The sequence below is a fragment of the Rothia sp. (in: high G+C Gram-positive bacteria) genome, from assembly GCF_015265375.1.
Taxonomy (GTDB): Bacteria; Actinomycetota; Actinomycetes; order Actinomycetales; family Micrococcaceae; genus Rothia.
In genome coordinates, this window is record NZ_JABZXW010000048.1 from 1 (window position 1) to 17393 (window position 17393).

Here is a 17393-nt window from a genome sequence, read left to right on the forward strand (position 1 = left end):
GCCCACGCCCTGCCGCCGCTCGTGCACCGGCTGAGCACCCTCGCCATTCCGCACCGCGTCATGGTGCTGTGCGGGGTTGCGGCGGTGCTTGCCTACGCCATGCTGCTGGACTCTGAGGGTTCCGTGATTCGTTCCCTCGCCATGGGTCTGCTCGGTGCTTACGCGATGCTGCGCGGTTCGGGTCGCCAGTCTTTGGCGGCGCTGCAAACAACGGTGCTGATGTGTCTGCTTGCCGCCCCGCACCTCGCCGTGGATATGGGGTTCGCCCTGTCGGTGACGGCAACCTCCGCGCTGATTCTGCTGGGCCCGCCGCTGATTCGTCTGCTCATGCGCGTCATGCCGGTGTTCTGTGCGGAAATGCTCGCCGCGCCGATTGTTGCGTCCCTGTGGTGTACTCCGCTGATTTTGGCGATGAGCGGTACGGTGCCGCTCTACTCGGTTCCGGCGAACCTGATTGCGGCTCCTTTGGCGCCGCTGAGTATGCTCGCCGGGCTGGCGGCGCTCGGATTCATGCTCCTGGGCCTGCCCACTGCGGCGGAGCTGTGCCTGCGTGCCGGTGGCCTTGCCGCGCAGGGTATCGAGTGGGCGGCACACACTGCCGCGCATGCGCCGGGTAACCCGTGGGAGCCCGGTTCGAGTGTCCCGGCGGTGGTGTGTAGCGCCCTCTGCGTGCTGGCGTTGAGCATTGCCCTCTGGTGGGTGGATGCGCGCCGCTACCGCGCGGTCACGCACCGGCAGTATTTGCGGGTGGTTCCGCAGACCGCGCCCTCCTATCAGCGCCCCGATCAGCCCGCCCGTTCCTAACCGACTCACTGCGGGCATCTAACCCTGACCGACTACCCCTAACCACCGCTAGGAGGCATCTGAGAAGAAAACGCTATGATGGATACTCGAGACTCTACCCGCGCGGCACCCCCGCACGCAGCGGGTTCGAGTTCAGCCCGTACCCTGCAGATAAAGGCGAGTGATAAGCGTGTCCGAGCGTAAGCGTTCAACCCAGCGTGGTGGTTCCCGAGGCTACGCCCGCCGAGGCGGCCCCGCCCTCGACACCGCGTGGCGTACCGTCACCCCGGCACCCGCCGTCATGCTGTACGGCCCGGAGGAGTACTTTGCTTCCCGCGCGGCGGCGCGCCTGCGTGAGCTGTTCCGCGAGGCGCACCCCGAGGTGGACCGCGTTCAGATTAACGCCGCCACCTACACGGCGGGGGAGCTGACCCTACACGCTTCACCCTCCCTGTTCGGTTCGGCGAAGATTATTGAGGTTGAGAACGTCGCCTCCATGAGCGACGAGTTTTTGACCGATACGCTCGCCTACCTGAACGCCCCCGAGCCGGACATCATGCTCATTCTGAACCACTCGGGCGGTAACCGCGGCAAGAAGCTCATCGACCTGGTGCGATCCCAGTTCGCGCTCATCAACTGCAAGGCGCTCAAGACCGACCGTGAGAAGAGCGAGTTTTTGGCGGGGGAGTTCACCGCCGCTCAGCGTCCGATTACCGGTGGCGCCCTGGCTTTGCTGACTGCCGCCGCCTCCGACACTGCGGAGCTTGCCGCCGCCTGCCAGCAGCTGCTCTCTGACGTACCCGGCGACATCACCGAAGAGGCGGTGAACCGCTACTACGGCGGCCGCACCGAGGTCACCGCATTCCGCGTGAGTGACGCCGCGATTTCCGGCAACGCCCCGGAGGCACTGCGTCTGCTCCGCCACTCTCTTGCCACCGGAACGGAGCCAATCCCGATGCTCGGTGCGCTCGCTATGCGTATCCGCAATATTGCGCGCGTGCACCACGTGCGCATGAGTGCTAACGAGCTGGCGCGTGAGGTGGGCATGGCGCCGTGGCAGGTTGAGCAGGCTCAGCGCGATGGCCGCCGTTTTACCGGCGCCCAGTTGGCGCATATTGTGCAGCTTCTGGCTGATGCGGACGCCCAGCTGAAGGGCGAGTCGCAGGACGCGGTGTATGCGGTGGAGCAGGCTGTTTTGGCGATTGCTCTACCGCCGCGCCTGTAGTGCATAATAGAGCCCATGCTCGAAATTCTGAAGAAAATTTTCTTTGCCCTGCTGCCCTTCCTGCAGAAGGCGGCAGAGGATGCCCTCAACGACGCTACTGCGTCTAAGGGCGGCTCCGAGTCCTCCCAGAAGAGTGAGTCCCGCAAGGGCGAATCTCGTCAGGGTGAGGCTCGTACCTCCGGCTCTTCGGCGCCTAAGCCGAGCGCCCCGAAGCCTTCCGCTTCGACTCGTTCGGCAAGCACCGCCTCCGCATCCGACGGTTCGGATTACCCGGGTGATTACCGCGACATGATTAACTTTGAGTACTCGCCCTCCCTGGATGGCGACGCTGATCCGGGTGAAATCGTGTGGACGTGGGTTCCCTTCGAGGAGGACCACTCGCAGGGTAAGGACCGCCCGGTGCTTCTGGTGGGTCGTGACGGTGAGTACCTGCTGGCGCTGATGATGACCAGCAAGGACCACAATAACCGTGAGCACGCTGACCCGAACTACCTTGATATTGGTTCGGGTCCGTGGGATCCGCAGGGCCGCGCTTCTGAGGTGAAGCTGAACCGTGTGATTCGTGTTCGCCCGGATTCGATGCGCCGTGAGGGTGCGATTATGCCGGAGGATACGTTCCGTCTGATTGAGCGTGCGTGGACTCGCCATAACGGCTAACGCCCTGTGCCGGTAGTTTCACCGGCGACCGGTGCCGATTATCTGCGCCGGATGTGGAGGCTGCGTGTAGTGGTTTTCACAGTATTTTTCTCTCCGAGGGGGTCTGTCGTGGAGGCTGTTCATCTGGTATTATGTGTGGTTGAGTGTCCGATGGTCATCGGGCACTGCTGGCCGGTTGCCATAGGCATCCCCACGCCGCTCAGTCGATGATCGGCCAGCGTCGCCCTCACCGACCAATAAGACAAAACAGAAAGTTTAATTGTGGCTAACATTAAGTCTCAGAAGAAGCGTATCCTCACCAACGAGAAGGCTCGCCTGCGCAACAACATTGTAAAGTCCGAGCTGAAGACCGCGACCCGCAAGGTCAAGGCTGCTGTTGAGGCACAGAACAAGGAAGCTGCTGTTGAGGCTCTGCGTTTTGTGAACCGTAAGCTGGACAAGGCTGTTTCCAAGGGTGTTCTGCACAAGAAGACCGCTGCAAACAAGAAGTCCGGTCTTGCTGCGCTCGTAAACAAGGCTTTCTAAAACTTGCGGGGTACGTGAGTGCCTCTCTGGTTTAAGGGCAGAGACCCCCTGTGTTCCCCCTCCTCTAAGGGGAACGCAGGGGGTTTCTTTATGACCAGATTCCCGAGCATAGATGCCTAGATTCTTGGCACAGATTTCGGGGAGGCGCCCGCCCGGTGACGAAACCGCTTGCGGGTCGCGGAAGAGCCCGTATAGTGGGAACTATCGGCGGTACCACACACCACCCGCGCCTGCATGTAGCGCCTTAAACGGCACTATGAACGGCACCGGGGGAGTGAGCACTGCCGATACACACCACACAACCACCGACCACGAGCTAAGGACCAACGATGAGCCAGCCGAACTTCCCGCCCGCCCGACTCTTTGACGCTTTCGCCAAGCTCGCCTCCACAGAACAGCCCGCGAAAAAGGGCCTGCTCGGCAAACTGGGACTGGGCGAATCCTCCGAAGAGGACAACTACACGACCGTCATGCTGGTCGGCTTCAACTCCATCAAGGAACCGCCGGGCAACGGTGAGGACGCCCTCGACGTGATTCACCGCGCCTTCGACCCGTGCGACGAAAGCCCCGGCTTCGACATGGACGACTTCTACGACTATGGTTCCGTCGCCCCGCAGCTGCAGAACAGCGACGACTCCGAATCCACGGTTCTGGTGTGGCCCAAGATGTTCTACAACATGGTCACTATCCCGGAGCGTCGCCTGCGCCTGCTCGTGGTGACCGGCCCCGCTCCCAGCCTGTGCCTGCGGCGGTTCATGACCCGCTTTTTCAAGTACGTGAAGAAACTCCACGTAGACCACGCGATCTTCGTTGAGACCTTCGAGGATGAGGTGGCGCACACCCGCCCGTACCCGTACACGCTGACCACTCACGACGAGAAGCTAGCAGCAATCCCCGGTATTCTGCACGAGGACTACACCGGTTCTACCTCGGTGACGATGGCGATGTCTGCGCTCGCCGCCGAGCACGGCCTGTCTTCCTCGGTCATGCTGCGTATGAGCATCCCGGGGTATCTGAGCTTTGACCAGCAGAACCCGCGCGCGGTCGTGAGCCTGATCGAGGCGCTGGAGGTCATCCTCGGTATTAAGGTCGAGTCTGAGGAGTACGACCGCCTGCGCACCCATGCTGATGAGTGGGAGGCGGAGCTCGCCGAAGAAATGGCGAAGGACTACGAGAAGGTTGAGCTGGTGCGTGAGATTGAGCAGAAGATGGACTCGACCCTGCGCACTGTCTCCGGCGAGGTGATTGCCGAGGATATTGAGGGCTACCTGGATTCCCTCAGCGGCGCATCCGAGGCTGAAAACCCTGGTGATGGTGGTGCGGATTCTGCGGAGGATTCTTCGGAACGTTAGGTCCGTTCGCACATATGGCGCGGGTATGGGAAAATGATAGGTAACTATGCCCATACCCGCAGCCAGCATCTCGAAAGGATGATGTGATTGGCACCCATGTCGAAGAACCCGCCCGTTCCGGCGGCGACCGACCCCGCGATTATTCGCAACTTCTGCATTATCGCCCACATTGACCACGGTAAGTCCACCCTCGCAGACCGTATGCTGCAGGCCACCGGCGTGGTTGCCCCGCGCGACATGAAGGCGCAGTACCTGGACCGCATGGACATTGAGCGTGAACGCGGCATCACCATTAAGTCTCAGGCTGTGCGCATGCCCTGGGATGTTGACGGCACCTCCTACGCGCTGAATATGATTGACACCCCCGGCCACGTGGACTTCACCTATGAGGTGTCCCGCTCCCTGGCTGCGTGTGAGGGTGCGCTTCTGCTCGTGGACGCCGCCCAGGGTATTGAGGCTCAGACCCTGGCGAACCTGTACCTGGCGATGGAGAACGACCTGACCATCATCCCGGTGCTGAACAAGATTGACCTTCCCGCGGCTCAGCCGGATAAGTACGCTGAGGAGCTGGCGAACCTGATTGGTTGCGAGCCGGACGAGGTTCTGCGCGTATCGGGTAAGACCGGTGAGGGTGTTGAGGCTCTGCTGGACCGTATTGTGGAGGCGATTCCCGCCCCGCAGGGTGACGCATCCGCCCCGGCGCGTGCCATGATTTTTGACTCGGTGTACGACTCCTACCGCGGCGTGGTCACCTATGTGCGTGTTGTGGACGGTAGCCTGCAGCCGCGCCAGAAGATTAAGATGATGTCCACCGGCGCTGAGCATGACCTGCTTGAAATCGGCGTGATTTCCCCTGAGCCCGTCCCGTCGAAGGGCCTGGGCGTGGGCGAGGTGGGTTACCTCATCACCGGCGTGAAGGACGTCCGTCAGTCGCGTGTGGGTGATACCGTCACCTCCGCCGCCAAGCCCGCCGAGGAGTCCCTGGGCGGTTACGAGGACCCCAAGCCGATGGTGTTCTCGGGCCTGTTCCCGATTGACGGTTCGGACTACCCGGCACTGCGTGACGCGCTGGATAAGCTGAAGCTCAACGACGCCGCGCTGATTTACGAGCCGGAGACCTCTGCCGCTCTGGGCTTCGGTTTCCGCTGTGGCTTCCTGGGTCTGCTGCACCTGGAGATTGTGCGTGAGCGCCTGGAACGCGAGTTCAACCTGGACCTGATTTCGACCGCGCCGAACGTTATTTACGACGTGGTGGACGAGGCCGGCAACGCTAAGCGCGTGACCAACCCGAGCGAATTCCCCGAGGGCAAGGTCGCGACGATTCGCGAGCCCATGGTGGCGTGTACGATTATTGCCCCGAGCGAGTACATTGGCGCGATTATGGAGCTGTGCCAGGCTCGCCGCGGCCAGATTGGCGGCATGGATTACCTGTCCGAGGATCGTGTGGAGATGCGTTACCGCCTGCCCCTGGCAGAGATTGTGTTCGACTTCTTCGATCAGTTGAAGTCCCGTACCCGCGGTTATGCGTCGCTGGACTGGAAGTTCGACGGTGAGGAAGAGGCTGACCTGGTGAAGGTCGACATCCTGCTGCAGGGTGAGAAGGTGGATGCGTTCAGCGCCATTACTCACCGCGATAAGGCGTACTCGTACGGCCTGATGATGACTTCTAAGCTGCGTGAGCTGATTCCTCGCCAGCAGTTTGAGGTGCCGATTCAGGCGGCTATTGGTTCGCGTATTATTGCCCGCGAGAATATCCGTGCGATGCGTAAGGACGTTCTGTCCAAGTGTTACGGTGGCGATATTTCGCGTAAGCGTAAGCTGCTGGAGAAGCAGAAGGAAGGCAAGAAGCGCATGAAGATGGTTGGTCGTGTGGAGGTTCCTCAGGAAGCCTTCATTGCGGCACTGTCTTCGAGCGAGGAGAAGGAAAAGAAGAAGTAGCCTTCTCAGCTCTTCCGATGTAGGCGGCGTGCTCTACCCCAGATGGGGGAGAGGCACGCCGCCTTTTCTGTGCCCCGACTGGTATAGGTTGCTTGGCGATAGGTAATCAGCCATATTTGATATTCATTAGGGATAACATGTGTTACCCCTTGCCAGGGTGCTGTATGAAAGAGTAGAGTTAGCGTGGGTGTAGCATCGATGATTACACCCACGGTTTTACATTCAAAGGAGAATATACATAAATGGATAACGAGAAAAACCTTTGCAGTCAGTCTAATTTAGTTAAAGAGTTGGACTTTGGGCGTCTTGATGCAGAGTCTGATAGAAGTATCTTAAATTACTTTGTTCAGACAGGATCTGTAGAAGAAATAAAGGAAGGAAAATACTTGGTTCTCGGACGAAAAGGTTCGGGAAAGACCGCAATATTTAAATATCTTGAAAAAGAAGAGCACACTAAAGACAATGTTGTATCGCTAGACCTAAAAGAATATCCATATGCCGCGCACAAGATGCTTAAAGAAAATGGCATGAGTGATGATAATGCTCATACTCTTTCCTGGACATTCTTAATCGTTCTAATATCTATAAAATTTTTGGAGATTAAAGATAAACTATCCAGAAAAGAGCGCAAGGTCCTAAATAATGCCCTAAAGGTAATGGGTAAATATAGTAGTCTTAATTTAGTTTTTACCTGGATTAAGAGAGTCAAGAAATGGGATTTAAAAATTTTGGGGTCTGGAGCGGGCTTGGAATTAAGTGATTCCATGGACGATTCACTCTCCGTGCACATGCATGAATTTATAGAACAAGGCATCAATATATTAAATAGTTATTACAATTCATCTGGGAATCCTGTCACTGTTTTAATTGATGGAATAGATGATTCATGGGATGGAGAAGAGTCCACTAAGAACTTCATAATCGGTTCTCTCCGTGCGGTGAGAAACTTGTACTCTGAGTTTGATAGAACGAAAAGCATGGCGCCTGCAGTTATGTTCCTTCGAACCGATATATGGGATTCAATTAATTTTAATGACAAAAATAAATACATGCAAGATGCAGTAAAACTCAATTGGAGTGATGACAACCTTGTATCAGTTGTAGAAGCGCGCGCTAAATATAGCAGTGGAAAGAGCGATATTGGTTGGGTGGATATATTTGAAACAGGCACACCTATTAGAAATCGACGAGATTCTAAGGGGTACATATTATCTCGAACCATGGGTCGCCCAAGGGATATTCTGAGTTTCTCCGGGAAGGCACTAAATAAGGCGCAGGAGTTAAACCATCCAATAATCAAAAACTCAGATATTTCAGATGTTGAATTGGAGTATAGCGAGCATATATATAACGAACTTGAAAATGAATATAAGCTGAATGGAAATTGGTTTAAAAATTTTGAGAAAATTGTTCAGAAAATTAATAAGCGTTCCTTCTCTATGGATGAATGGGTGGGGAAAAGTGAAGAAGTAGATGGTAGCTTCGAGTATAAAAAGGTTTTTGATACATTATTTAATGTTTCTGTTATTGGTGTAATACAAAAGGGTGGAAGCACTGGTGGTAGTAAACATGTTTATAGGTACAATAGTCCACGCCTTAAATATGATGAGAAAACGACATTTACATTCCATCCTGCAATTGTAAAATATCTTGGGCTTAGAGACAGGTAATTATCAAAGGGTGTGGACACCTCCTATAATGGGGTGTCCGCACCCTTTGTTTTCCAGGAGGCAGAATGCCCGCCCAGCCCACCGGCGACCCCTCCCCCCGCGACGGGCGTATCCCCGCCCCCAGCGCGGCAGGATGCGAAACCCGCGACTTCAGCCTCTACGTACACATCCCCTTCTGCTCCGTACGCTGCGGCTACTGCGACTTCAACACCTACGCCACCGAAGACTTCGGCGACGGCATCGGCCTCGGCACCTACGCCGACGACGCCATCGCAGAAATCCTCTTCGCCGCCCGCACCCTCGAAGCCTCCGGCGTCGCAAAACGCCCCATGCACACCGTCTTCTTCGGAGGTGGCACCCCCACCAAACTGCCCGCCCGCGACCTCGTACGCATCCTGCAGGCAGCCATCGACGTATTCGGACTCGTCGAGGGGGCAGAAGTCACTACCGAAGCGAACCCCGACTCCGTCACCCGCGAAGACCTGCAGACCCTCAAGGACGGCGGCTTCACCCGCGTGTCCTTCGGCATGCAGTCCGTCGTCCCCGAGGTGCTACAGGTACTCGACCGCACCCACACACCCTCCAACGTGCCGAAGGTCGTCGCCTGGGCTAAGGAGGTCGGCCTGCAGGTGTCCGTGGACCTGATTTACGGTTCGCCGGGGGAGAGCCTGCGCCAGTGGGAGCAGAGCGTTCGCGCCGCAATCTCATACGAACCCGACCACATTTCCGCGTACTCGCTGATCGTGGAGGACGGCACCAAGCTTGCCGCGCAGATCCGCCGCGGCGAATACACCATGCCCGATGAAGACCTCATGGCGGACATGTACCTGCTCGCCGAGGAGCTACTCACCGAAGCCGGCTACAACTGGTACGAGGTCTCCAACTACTCGCGCAGCGAGGACACCCGCAGCGACCATAACCTCGCCTACTGGCGCAACCAGGACTGGTGGGGCATCGGCCCCGGCGCACACTCGCACGTGAACGGTACCCGCTGGTGGAACGTGAAGCACCCGGTGCCGTACGCGCAGAAGGTGCGTTCGGGGGAGTCCCCGGCGGCGGCACGTGAGGTGCTGGACACTGCCACTCGTGCTTTTGAGACGATTATGCTCATGATCCGTGTGCGCGAGGGCTTGGCAATGCGCGAGCTGCTCGCGGTGCACGATGAGGCGCAGCTGGGCGCTTCGCTGCGCTGGCTGGTTTCTCAAGCTCTGATTGAACCTGATGCTTTGAATTCTCAAGCTGAACCTGACCCTGAAGCCCACGTGCGCCTGACCCTCAAGGGCCGCCTGCTGGGCGATGCTGTCACCCGTGAACTGCTCCCGGAGGTCTCGGAAGAGCACGAGGAGCACTAAGAAGCATTGGTCTGACAAGGGGCTTTTCAATCGGGGCGACGTTCCGGTTCTGGTCTGTCGTAGCTCCACTTGATGCTTTTCTCTAACACTGCCTGCGAATGGCGTGCGCCCCGGTATTGCCGTAATATTTCGGTGATTTCGGGGTGTTTTTGCGGGTCTCAAAAAACTTTTAAAAAAATTTTTTGGGGCTATTTGGAGGGACTTTGGGGGAGCATCACACCTTACACCGGTGTGCTAATTGTTCGCATTTGTGCTGGACTAGCCGAAAGAATTTTCCACTCCTTCATGCCACTTTTAGAGTGCGTATTTTTCGATTACTTTCCCGAGAAAAAATTTTCCAAAACACCCAATTTCAAGTTGTGGTTGAAGGTTACGCTGTGCCATAATAGGTCATGGCAGGACGGTATATGTCTAACAGCGTGTTCTCGTCTTTGCTGAAGTTGAGTGAATACGGTTGTGGGCTCCTGGTAACAGGGGCCCACGATCGTTTAACAACGATTATCTACAGCACCATTCGGTAGAGTTTGTAGTAATTCACGCGCACTGGGCAAAGAAGCCCCACTTAAACGTAGAACGCCCCGCACACAACGTGCGGGGCGTTCAAACGTAAAAGCTATCAGCGCGGTTTAGAACCGGCAGTTCTTAGGATTCTGCGGATTCTGCGTTCTCGGTGGAGTAGAAGCGGTCCAGCAGGCGCGGGTTAATGCGGTAGCTGTACGGCTCACCGCGGTTCACCTCAATACCGGCGCGCAGCGACGCAATAGCCATGAACAGCCACACGAGCGCACCCAGAACCATGGCAATGTTGCCCATGCCGGGCAGGAACGACACAACCCACAGCGCCACCAGAGCAATGGAGGGCAGGAGGGTGAAGTTCATTGCCTCGCGAGCCTCCTGCTCAGCGAAGGGCGCGTTATTGCGGCTGACGTAGAAAACCGCAGCGGAGGGGATGATGCCGAGAATGCCGCCGAAATGCGCGAGAGTCGCACGGTTGCGGTCCTGAATCACGCTAATCTTACGGGTTTTCTGAGGCCCGGTTGCCGGGCGAACATCGTTAGTCACGAAAATCCTGGTTCGATAGAAGTTTCTTGTGGTGATCACCTAAGCCGGTGGATCTGCCCTCCGAGGAGGTGAATCGTTTGAGCGGTGGTGACCTAAGAGTGTAGTGATGTTGCGGCAAAACCCACAGGGGCAATGCCACACGCTCAACTATTGTACCGCTTTAGCGGGTAAAACCCACAGGATAATGCCCCCGAGGGAAAGGTTCTGAGCAAATTCACACCTGCGCCCGCAGACGGGGGCGCAATAGCGGATTTCGGGTGCGGTTAGGCACCCGGCTCGGTGAGAAAATCAATGAGCGATTCGACCGGGCCGAGCAGCGTCGGATCCAGGTCAGCGTAGGAGTCAACGCGGGAGAGAATGTGCTTCCACGCCTGCGCCACATCCGCCTGCGTTTCGTGCGGCTGGCCCAGACGACGCAGCGTGCCCTTCTTGAAGTCCTCACCGCGCGGCACCTGCGGCCACGCTTTCAAACCCAGCACCGACGGCTTGACTGCCTGCCAAATATCGATGAACGGGTGGCCCACGATCTTCACGTGCCCGGCGGCACCCGGCACAGCCAGCGCCTCGGCAACAATGTGTTGCTCCTTCGTGCCCTCAATCAGGTGGTCGACCAGAATGCCCAGGCGGCGGCCCGGGCCCGGCGCAAACTCATGAATAGCACCGGCGAGATCATCCACGCCGTGCAGTGGCTCCACGACAATGCCCTCAACGCGCAGATCGTGGCCCCAGACCTTCTCCACGAGCTCGGCGTCGTGCAGACCCTCAACCCAGATGCGGGAGGCGCGCGCCACCTTAGCCGGGGCGTTCTTCACCGCGATAGAACCGGAACGAGAAATTGTGCGCTTCGGCTCCTTCGCAGCCACCGGGGCGACAATCTCAACGGGCTCACCTTCAATCAGGTAGCCCGGACCTAGCGGGAAATTCTTCACGCGACCCTTCGCGTCCTCGAGTCCGAAGAACAGGGCACCGCCGATGCGTTCAGCCTTCACGACCTCACCCACCCAGCCGTTAATATCCTCAATCAGCAGGCCGCGGCGCAGCGGTACCTTACGCGGAGGCGGCGCCTGGCGGCTCATGCGGGCGGCGTTTAGATCCTGGGCACCCCAGCCGTAGGGGGAGTGGTGGGTACTCAACGTATTCTCCTTTGGGGCGGTAGGGGTGAAAAAACGCAATAGGACTACGGAGCCGATTTCAGGGGCACACGCACCGCAGATTAAGCGGATAGCGGGAGCGACCCCCTTTCAGCCTAGCCATTGTATCGGGTCGGGGGTAGTATCCCCTAGAATTGATACGACCATTGTTGGCGGTGCACTCATCGAGCACCGCCATCGTCTCGAGAGGAAGGAAACGCATGAGCCACTACGATACTCTCGGCGTATCGAAAGACGCCAGCCCCGAAGAGATCAAGAAGGCGTACCGAAAGAAGGCACGCCAGCTGCACCCCGACGTGAACCCCTCCGAGGACGCAGCCGAAGAATTCAAGCGCGTCACCCTCGCCTACGAGGTGCTCTCCGACCCCGAAAAGCGCCGCAACTACGACACCACCGGCGACGAGCAGGGCCGCGCAGGCTACCCCGGAGGCGGCGGCTACCCGGGCGGCGGATTCAGCGGCTTCGGCGGTTTTGAGGACCTGCTGAACATGTTCACCGGCGGCGCGGCAGGTGCCCGCGGCCCCGCATCCCGCACCCGCCAGGGTCAGGACGACCTGATTACCGTCTCCATCACCCTGGAAGAAGCCGTTTTCGGTGTTGAGAAGACCATTGAGCGTCGCTCCGCCGTGACCTGTAAGTCCTGTAACGGTGAAGGCACCGCAGAGGGCACCCAGCCCGAAACCTGCACCACCTGCTCCGGCCACGGCTTTATGCAGCGCCGCGTGCAGTCCATCCTCGGTACCGTCATGCAGCAGGTTGAATGCCCCGACTGCCACGGCTACGGCACCGTCATCAAGACCCCCTGCGCCGAATGCCACGGTCAGGGCCGCGTACGTGAAGACGTTCCGCTGACCTTCAACGTTCCCGCCGGCGTGCACGACCAGGCGCGTATCCGCCTGCGCGGCAAGGGCGAGGCAGGCCTGTACGGTGGCCCCAACGGCGACCTGTACATTGACCTGAACGTCAAGCGCGACAAGTACTTCAGCCGCGAGGGCGACAACCTGGTCACCACCGTCAACATCCCCATGGCTGCGGCGGCACTGGGCACCACCATTCCGCTGAAGACCTTCGACGGCGACCAGGAAGTCAACATCCCCGCCGGCACTCAGAGCGGCGACGTGATTACCCTCAACGGCCTGGGCGCAACCGTGCTCGGCACCGAACGACGCGGCGACCTGCTCGTACGCGTTCAGGTGGTCACCCCGACCGACCTGACCGAAGAACAGCGCGAGCTGCTGCGCCAGTTCGCGGCACTGCGCAACGAGCCGCTGAACGAAGGCGCGCAGGTTAAGCAGCGCGGCGGTCTCTTCTCCCGCCTGAAGGACCAGTTCAAGTAGGATCCCTACACCAAGCTGAGGATGCGGCGGGTGCGGTACTCAACCCGCACCTTTCCTGTCAGCACAGCACTGTACGCGCCCGCGCTAAGCTACACACCTATTTCACACGCCACCCGCACACTACCCACGCTTTCAAACCGCACCTCAAGGAGAACCATGAGCGCCCCCATCTTCTACATCAGCACGGAAGAATACGACGCACTCACCCCCGGCGTCACCTGCGCGCTCGGAGGCTCCGAAGGCAAGCACGCCCTCGTCAAGCGCCTTGAGCTCGGCGAACGCATCGACCTGGGTGACGGTACCGGCCGCCGCGCACTCGGTACGGTCGCCTCCATCAACGCGGACGGCGTGAGCGTGCAGGTGCAGGAGCTACGCGAGGAACGCAGCGTACCCTCCATCTACCTGGTGCAGGCGCTCGCGAAGGACGGCCGCGACCTGCTCGCCATCGAAACCGCCACCGAGCTGGGCGTGTACGGTGTGCTTCCGTGGAGTGCGGACCGTTCCATCGTGCGTTGGAAGGGGGAGCGCGCCTCCAAGGCACACACCAAGTGGCAGAACACCGTCACCGCTGCGGCGAAGCAGTCGCGCCGCGCGCTCATTCCCGAAGTGTACGACCTGTACAGCACCGCCGACCTGGTGGAACTCATTGAAGAAGTTGCCGGCTCTGAGCAGTCCGCCGCCGTGTTCATCCTGCATGAGCAGGCGACCGAACGCCTCAGCGCCCTGGCACGCAAGCTTGTAGAGGCAGAGAACCTGCCCGAGGAAATCTACCTGCTCGTCGGCCCCGAAGGCGGCATCAGCGACCGCGAAGTGCAGCTCTTCACCGACGCCGGTGCGCAGCTGGCACTGTTGGGTGATGAGGTGTTGCGTTCCTCCACCGCGGGTTCCGCCGCCATGTGCACCCTGAACGTGGTGCTGGGCCGCTGGTAGAACGCCACTCAGCCAAGCTACACGCCTGCACCCGCCGCCTATCTCACCGGGGCGTGGCGCATCACACCCATCTATACTTGTAAATACATCACTAGCCAAGGAGCCCATATGACTACCTCCCGACCTCTGTCGACCGCGCGCACCGTATCCTTCAAGAGCGCCGCAGAAATGATTGCCGTGCTCGGCCCGCAGGACGCGCACCTGACCATCATCGAGGACTACTTCGAGCAGATTAGCCTGCGCCCCAAAGACCTGGACGTGCTCATCACCGGCCCCTCCGAGGCCGTCAACACCGCCGCAAAGCTACTGAACGAGCTGCGCGTGCTCTCCAGCCACGACACGCAGATTACCGTGCAGGTCATTCACCGCCTCATGGGCATGCTCGGCGAGGAGCTGAGCAACCCGGCGCATTCGCTGTCCACCAGCATCCTGTCCACCCGCGGCACCACGATTCGCCCCAAGACCATTAACCAGAAGAAGTACGTGGACGCTATCGACGCGAACACCGTGATCTTCGGTATCGGCCCGGCGGGTACCGGTAAGACCTACCTCGCCATGGCGAAGGCTGTGCAGGCGCTGCAGAGCCACGAGGTGAACCGCATTATCCTCACCCGCCCCGCCGTGGAGGCTGGCGAGCGTCTGGGCTTCCTGCCCGGCACCCTGAACGAGAAGATTGACCCGTACCTGCGCCCGCTCTACGACGCACTGCACGACATGCTTGAGCCCGAAACCATCCCCAAGCTCATGGAGGCGGGCACCATTGAGGTCGCACCGCTGGCGTACATGCGTGGCCGCACCCTCAACGACGCATTCATCATCCTTGACGAGGCGCAGAACACCACCGCCGAGCAGATGAAGATGTTCCTGACCCGCCTGGGCTTCGGCTCGAAGATGGTCATTACCGGTGACATCACCCAGATTGACCTGCCCGGTGGTGCCGCATCCGGTCTGAAACAGGTGCGCAACATTCTGCAGGGTGTGGAGGATATTCACTTCAGCATTCTGGAATCCTCTGACGTGGTGCGCCATACCCTGGTTTCGAATATTGTGTCCGCCTACGACCAGTGGGGCGAAGACCAGAAGGCGATGGAACGCAAGCGCAACCGCAAGGTCAAGCGCGCCACCATCGAGGCGGCAGCTGAGAAGCTCCTGGACCGCGCTGGCATTAACGGCGGCTCCGAAAAGAACGCTGAAAAGAACGCCGATAACGCACAGACCACCCCGGAAGGACGCTAAACGGTGGCAGAGATTGAATTCGACTGCGAGGAACCCGCAACCGGTGCCGACCCGGCAACCGACGCCTTCATCCGTGAATCTTTCGAAGCGGTAGATACCGAGGTGCTCACCCGCCTCGTCGAGCACGCCTTCAAGCGCATGCACCTTGCCGATGACACCTACCTGTCCATCGCCATTGTGAACGAAGACGAGATGGAACGCGTGCACATCGAGTGGATGGACCTGCCCGGTGCAACCGACGTGATGAGCTTCCCCATGGACGAGCTGGAACCGGGAACCCCCGAAAACCCCTCCAGTGGCATGCTCGGCGACATCATCCTCTGCCCGCCCGTCGCCGCACGTCAGGGCGCGGACGCGGGCCACAGCACCCTGGACGAGCTGTGTCTGCTCACCACCCACGGCATTCTGCACTGCCTCGGCTACGACCACGGAACCGCTGAGGAGGAAGCTGAAATGTTCGGCATTCAGCGCTCCATCCTCGAAGAGTTCCTGGGCCGCCCGGCACCGGTCGAAACCCGACACTAGGGGAGCGGCGTGGACATTCTACTCACAGCCCTCCTCGCCGTTCTTGCGCTCTGTCTGACCGTGGTTGCGGCAATCGCCGAAACCGCGTTCACCTATCTGCCGCACAACGAGGCTGAAGAAGCCGTGGAGGCGCACCCGGATACCCTCGGTGCGCGCGTCCTGCAGCGCACCCTCGACGGTGACTCCGAGGCGTACACGCACCCGCTGCGCCTGACCCGCCTCATTGCCGCCGCCGCCGCGGTGCTCGCCACCATGACCTGCCTGCTGAACCTGGTCGAGGTACACGCGCTCGCCGCCGTGCTGACCCTCGTAATCGTTGCGCTGGTGGGTTACCCGATTCTGCACGTGCTGGCGCGTGCTCTGGGTCGTAACCGCCCGGTCGCGTCGATTCGTGTGCTGGCTCGCCCGGTGCACTACCTGTCGGTTCTGCTGAGCCCGGCGACCGGTCTGCTCGATAAGTTCAGTGTGCGCCTGGCGCCGGAGCGTTCGGCTGAAGCTCCCGTTGGCGTGTTCGATGAGGAGGAGCTGCGCGAGTTCCTGGACCGTGCCTCCGACGCTGAGACCATTGAGGACGACGAGGCGCAGATGGTGCAGTCCGTCTTTGAGATGGACGATACCCGCATCCGTTCGCTCATGGTTCCGCGTACCGACATGCTCACCGCAAACCGCGACACCCCGCTGCGTGAGGCGCTGAGCCTGTTCCTGCGTTCGGGCTATTCGCGCATGCCGGTGATTGGTGAGTCCAGCGATGAGATTCTGGGCGTGCTCTACCTGAAGGACGCGATGCGCGCCTTCATCCTGCACGGTGAAGCCCCCGCGGGTACCGCCCTGCCGACCGTGGTTGAGCTGATGCGCCCGGCTCGTTTTGAGCCCGAGTCGAAGCGCGCCATGGACCTGCTGCGTGAGATGCAGCGTGAGTCCACGCACGTGGCGATCATTGTTGATGAGTACGGCGGCACCGCCGGTCTGATCACGCTTGAGGATCTGATTGAGGAGCTGGTCGGCGACATCTCTGACGAGTACGACCACGAGCGCCCCGAGTACACGCTGAATGACGACGGCACGTTCCGTCTGTCGGCTCGTCTGGGCATTGATGAGCTGGGTGAGATTTTCGGTCGTGAGCTCGACGATGAAGATGTTGATACGGTGGGCGGTCTGCTCGCTAAGCATCTGGGCATGGTGCCGATTGTTGGTTCTGAGATTGAGATTGACGGCATTCATATTCGTGCGATTGGTTCGTCGGGCCGCCGCCACCAGGTGGATATGTTGCAGGCGTGGTATGAGCCGCCTCGTGATGAGCAGCAGAGCACTGAAGGTTCCGCGGCGTCTTCCTCGGAGCCTAATTCCGCGGAGGTTGCTGACATCCTCACCGTGGATACGGAGCCTCCCGCTGTGGCTGAGCCGCATGCGCATCCGGATCTTCCGGGAGATATTGCAGAGGCTGAACCTGCAACCGATACGCACGGCAACCGCTAGATATCGAATATAGACGCCGAATCTTCCCCAACATACTTTGAGTCGGCCGCCCCGCCCCGGAAGGCGCAGGCAGATGAGGCTGGCCCCCCATACACCCCGCACGGGGTTTGATAAGGAGAAACACAATGGACCAGGAGTACACCCCGCTCGATTTGAGCACTCTGGACTTGAGCA

The 17393-nt window shown here is 59.4% G+C and carries 15 protein-coding genes; 13 read left to right on the forward strand and 2 right to left on the reverse strand.

Annotation, left to right across the window (positions count from 1 at the left end; translation table 11 throughout):
- The 8 genes from HXO69_RS06800 to hemW all read left to right on the forward strand — a co-directional run.
- The coding region (locus HXO69_RS06800) for a ComEC/Rec2 family competence protein (protein ID WP_296546116.1) at positions 1 to 804 on the forward strand (804 nt) is incomplete at its 5' end.
- Positions 805 to 973: 169 nt separating this feature from the next.
- A complete protein-coding gene (gene holA, locus HXO69_RS06805; protein WP_296546117.1) occupies positions 974 to 2008 on the forward strand; it encodes a DNA polymerase III subunit delta in 1035 nt (344 codons plus the stop codon).
- A gap of 15 nt (positions 2009 to 2023) precedes the next feature.
- Entirely contained in the window at positions 2024 to 2665 is a 642-nt protein-coding gene (locus HXO69_RS06810) for a type II toxin-antitoxin system PemK/MazF family toxin (protein ID WP_296546118.1), read from the forward strand.
- 261 nt (positions 2666 to 2926) lie between these two features.
- Positions 2927 to 3190 (forward strand): 30S ribosomal protein S20, encoded by a 264-nt coding sequence (gene rpsT / locus HXO69_RS06815; RefSeq protein ID WP_049349792.1) that lies wholly within the window; start codon positions 2927 to 2929, stop codon positions 3188 to 3190.
- A gap of 329 nt (positions 3191 to 3519) precedes the next feature.
- Positions 3520 to 4542 (forward strand): PAC2 family protein, encoded by a 1023-nt coding sequence (locus tag HXO69_RS06820; RefSeq protein ID WP_296546120.1) that lies wholly within the window; start codon positions 3520 to 3522, stop codon positions 4540 to 4542.
- Positions 4543 to 4638: 96 nt separating this feature from the next.
- The gene (gene lepA / locus HXO69_RS06825; protein WP_371440900.1) at positions 4639 to 6480 is read left to right on the forward strand and encodes a translation elongation factor 4; all 1842 of its coding nucleotides are present in this window, start codon (positions 4639 to 4641) and stop codon (positions 6478 to 6480) included.
- 242 nt (positions 6481 to 6722) lie between these two features.
- Entirely contained in the window at positions 6723 to 8150 is a 1428-nt protein-coding gene (locus tag HXO69_RS06830; protein ID WP_296546122.1) for a P-loop ATPase, Sll1717 family, read from the forward strand.
- A gap of 65 nt (positions 8151 to 8215) precedes the next feature.
- A complete protein-coding gene (hemW, locus tag HXO69_RS06835; protein ID WP_296546124.1) occupies positions 8216 to 9502 on the forward strand; it encodes a radical SAM family heme chaperone HemW in 1287 nt (428 codons plus the stop codon).
- 642 nt (positions 9503 to 10144) lie between these two features.
- Here hemW and HXO69_RS06840 read toward each other — a convergent pair.
- Positions 10145 to 10564, reverse strand: coding sequence for a DUF4870 domain-containing protein (locus HXO69_RS06840; protein WP_044150421.1), 420 nt, complete (start codon positions 10562 to 10564; stop codon positions 10145 to 10147).
- Between the two features lie 263 nt (positions 10565 to 10827).
- Positions 10828 to 11697, reverse strand: coding sequence for a DUF3097 domain-containing protein (locus HXO69_RS06845; protein WP_296546125.1), 870 nt, complete (start codon positions 11695 to 11697; stop codon positions 10828 to 10830).
- 218 nt (positions 11698 to 11915) lie between these two features.
- Here HXO69_RS06845 and dnaJ point away from each other — a divergent pair, with 218 nt between their 5' ends.
- From dnaJ to HXO69_RS06870, 5 genes are all read left to right on the forward strand, one after another.
- Entirely contained in the window at positions 11916 to 13052 is a 1137-nt protein-coding gene (gene dnaJ / locus HXO69_RS06850; RefSeq protein WP_296546127.1) for a molecular chaperone DnaJ, read from the forward strand.
- 156 nt (positions 13053 to 13208) lie between these two features.
- Complete coding sequence (locus HXO69_RS06855) at positions 13209 to 13982, forward strand: 16S rRNA (uracil(1498)-N(3))-methyltransferase (RefSeq protein WP_296546129.1); 774 nt, start codon at positions 13209 to 13211, stop codon at positions 13980 to 13982.
- 108 nt (positions 13983 to 14090) lie between these two features.
- The gene (locus HXO69_RS06860; RefSeq protein WP_296546131.1) at positions 14091 to 15218 is read left to right on the forward strand and encodes a PhoH family protein; all 1128 of its coding nucleotides are present in this window, start codon (positions 14091 to 14093) and stop codon (positions 15216 to 15218) included.
- Between the two features lie 3 nt (positions 15219 to 15221).
- A complete protein-coding gene (gene ybeY / locus HXO69_RS06865; RefSeq protein WP_005505992.1) occupies positions 15222 to 15743 on the forward strand; it encodes an rRNA maturation RNase YbeY in 522 nt (173 codons plus the stop codon).
- Positions 15744 to 15752: 9 nt separating this feature from the next.
- Complete coding sequence (locus HXO69_RS06870; RefSeq protein ID WP_296546134.1) at positions 15753 to 17219, forward strand: hemolysin family protein; 1467 nt, start codon at positions 15753 to 15755, stop codon at positions 17217 to 17219.
- The last annotated feature ends 174 nt before the right edge of the window (positions 17220 to 17393 follow it).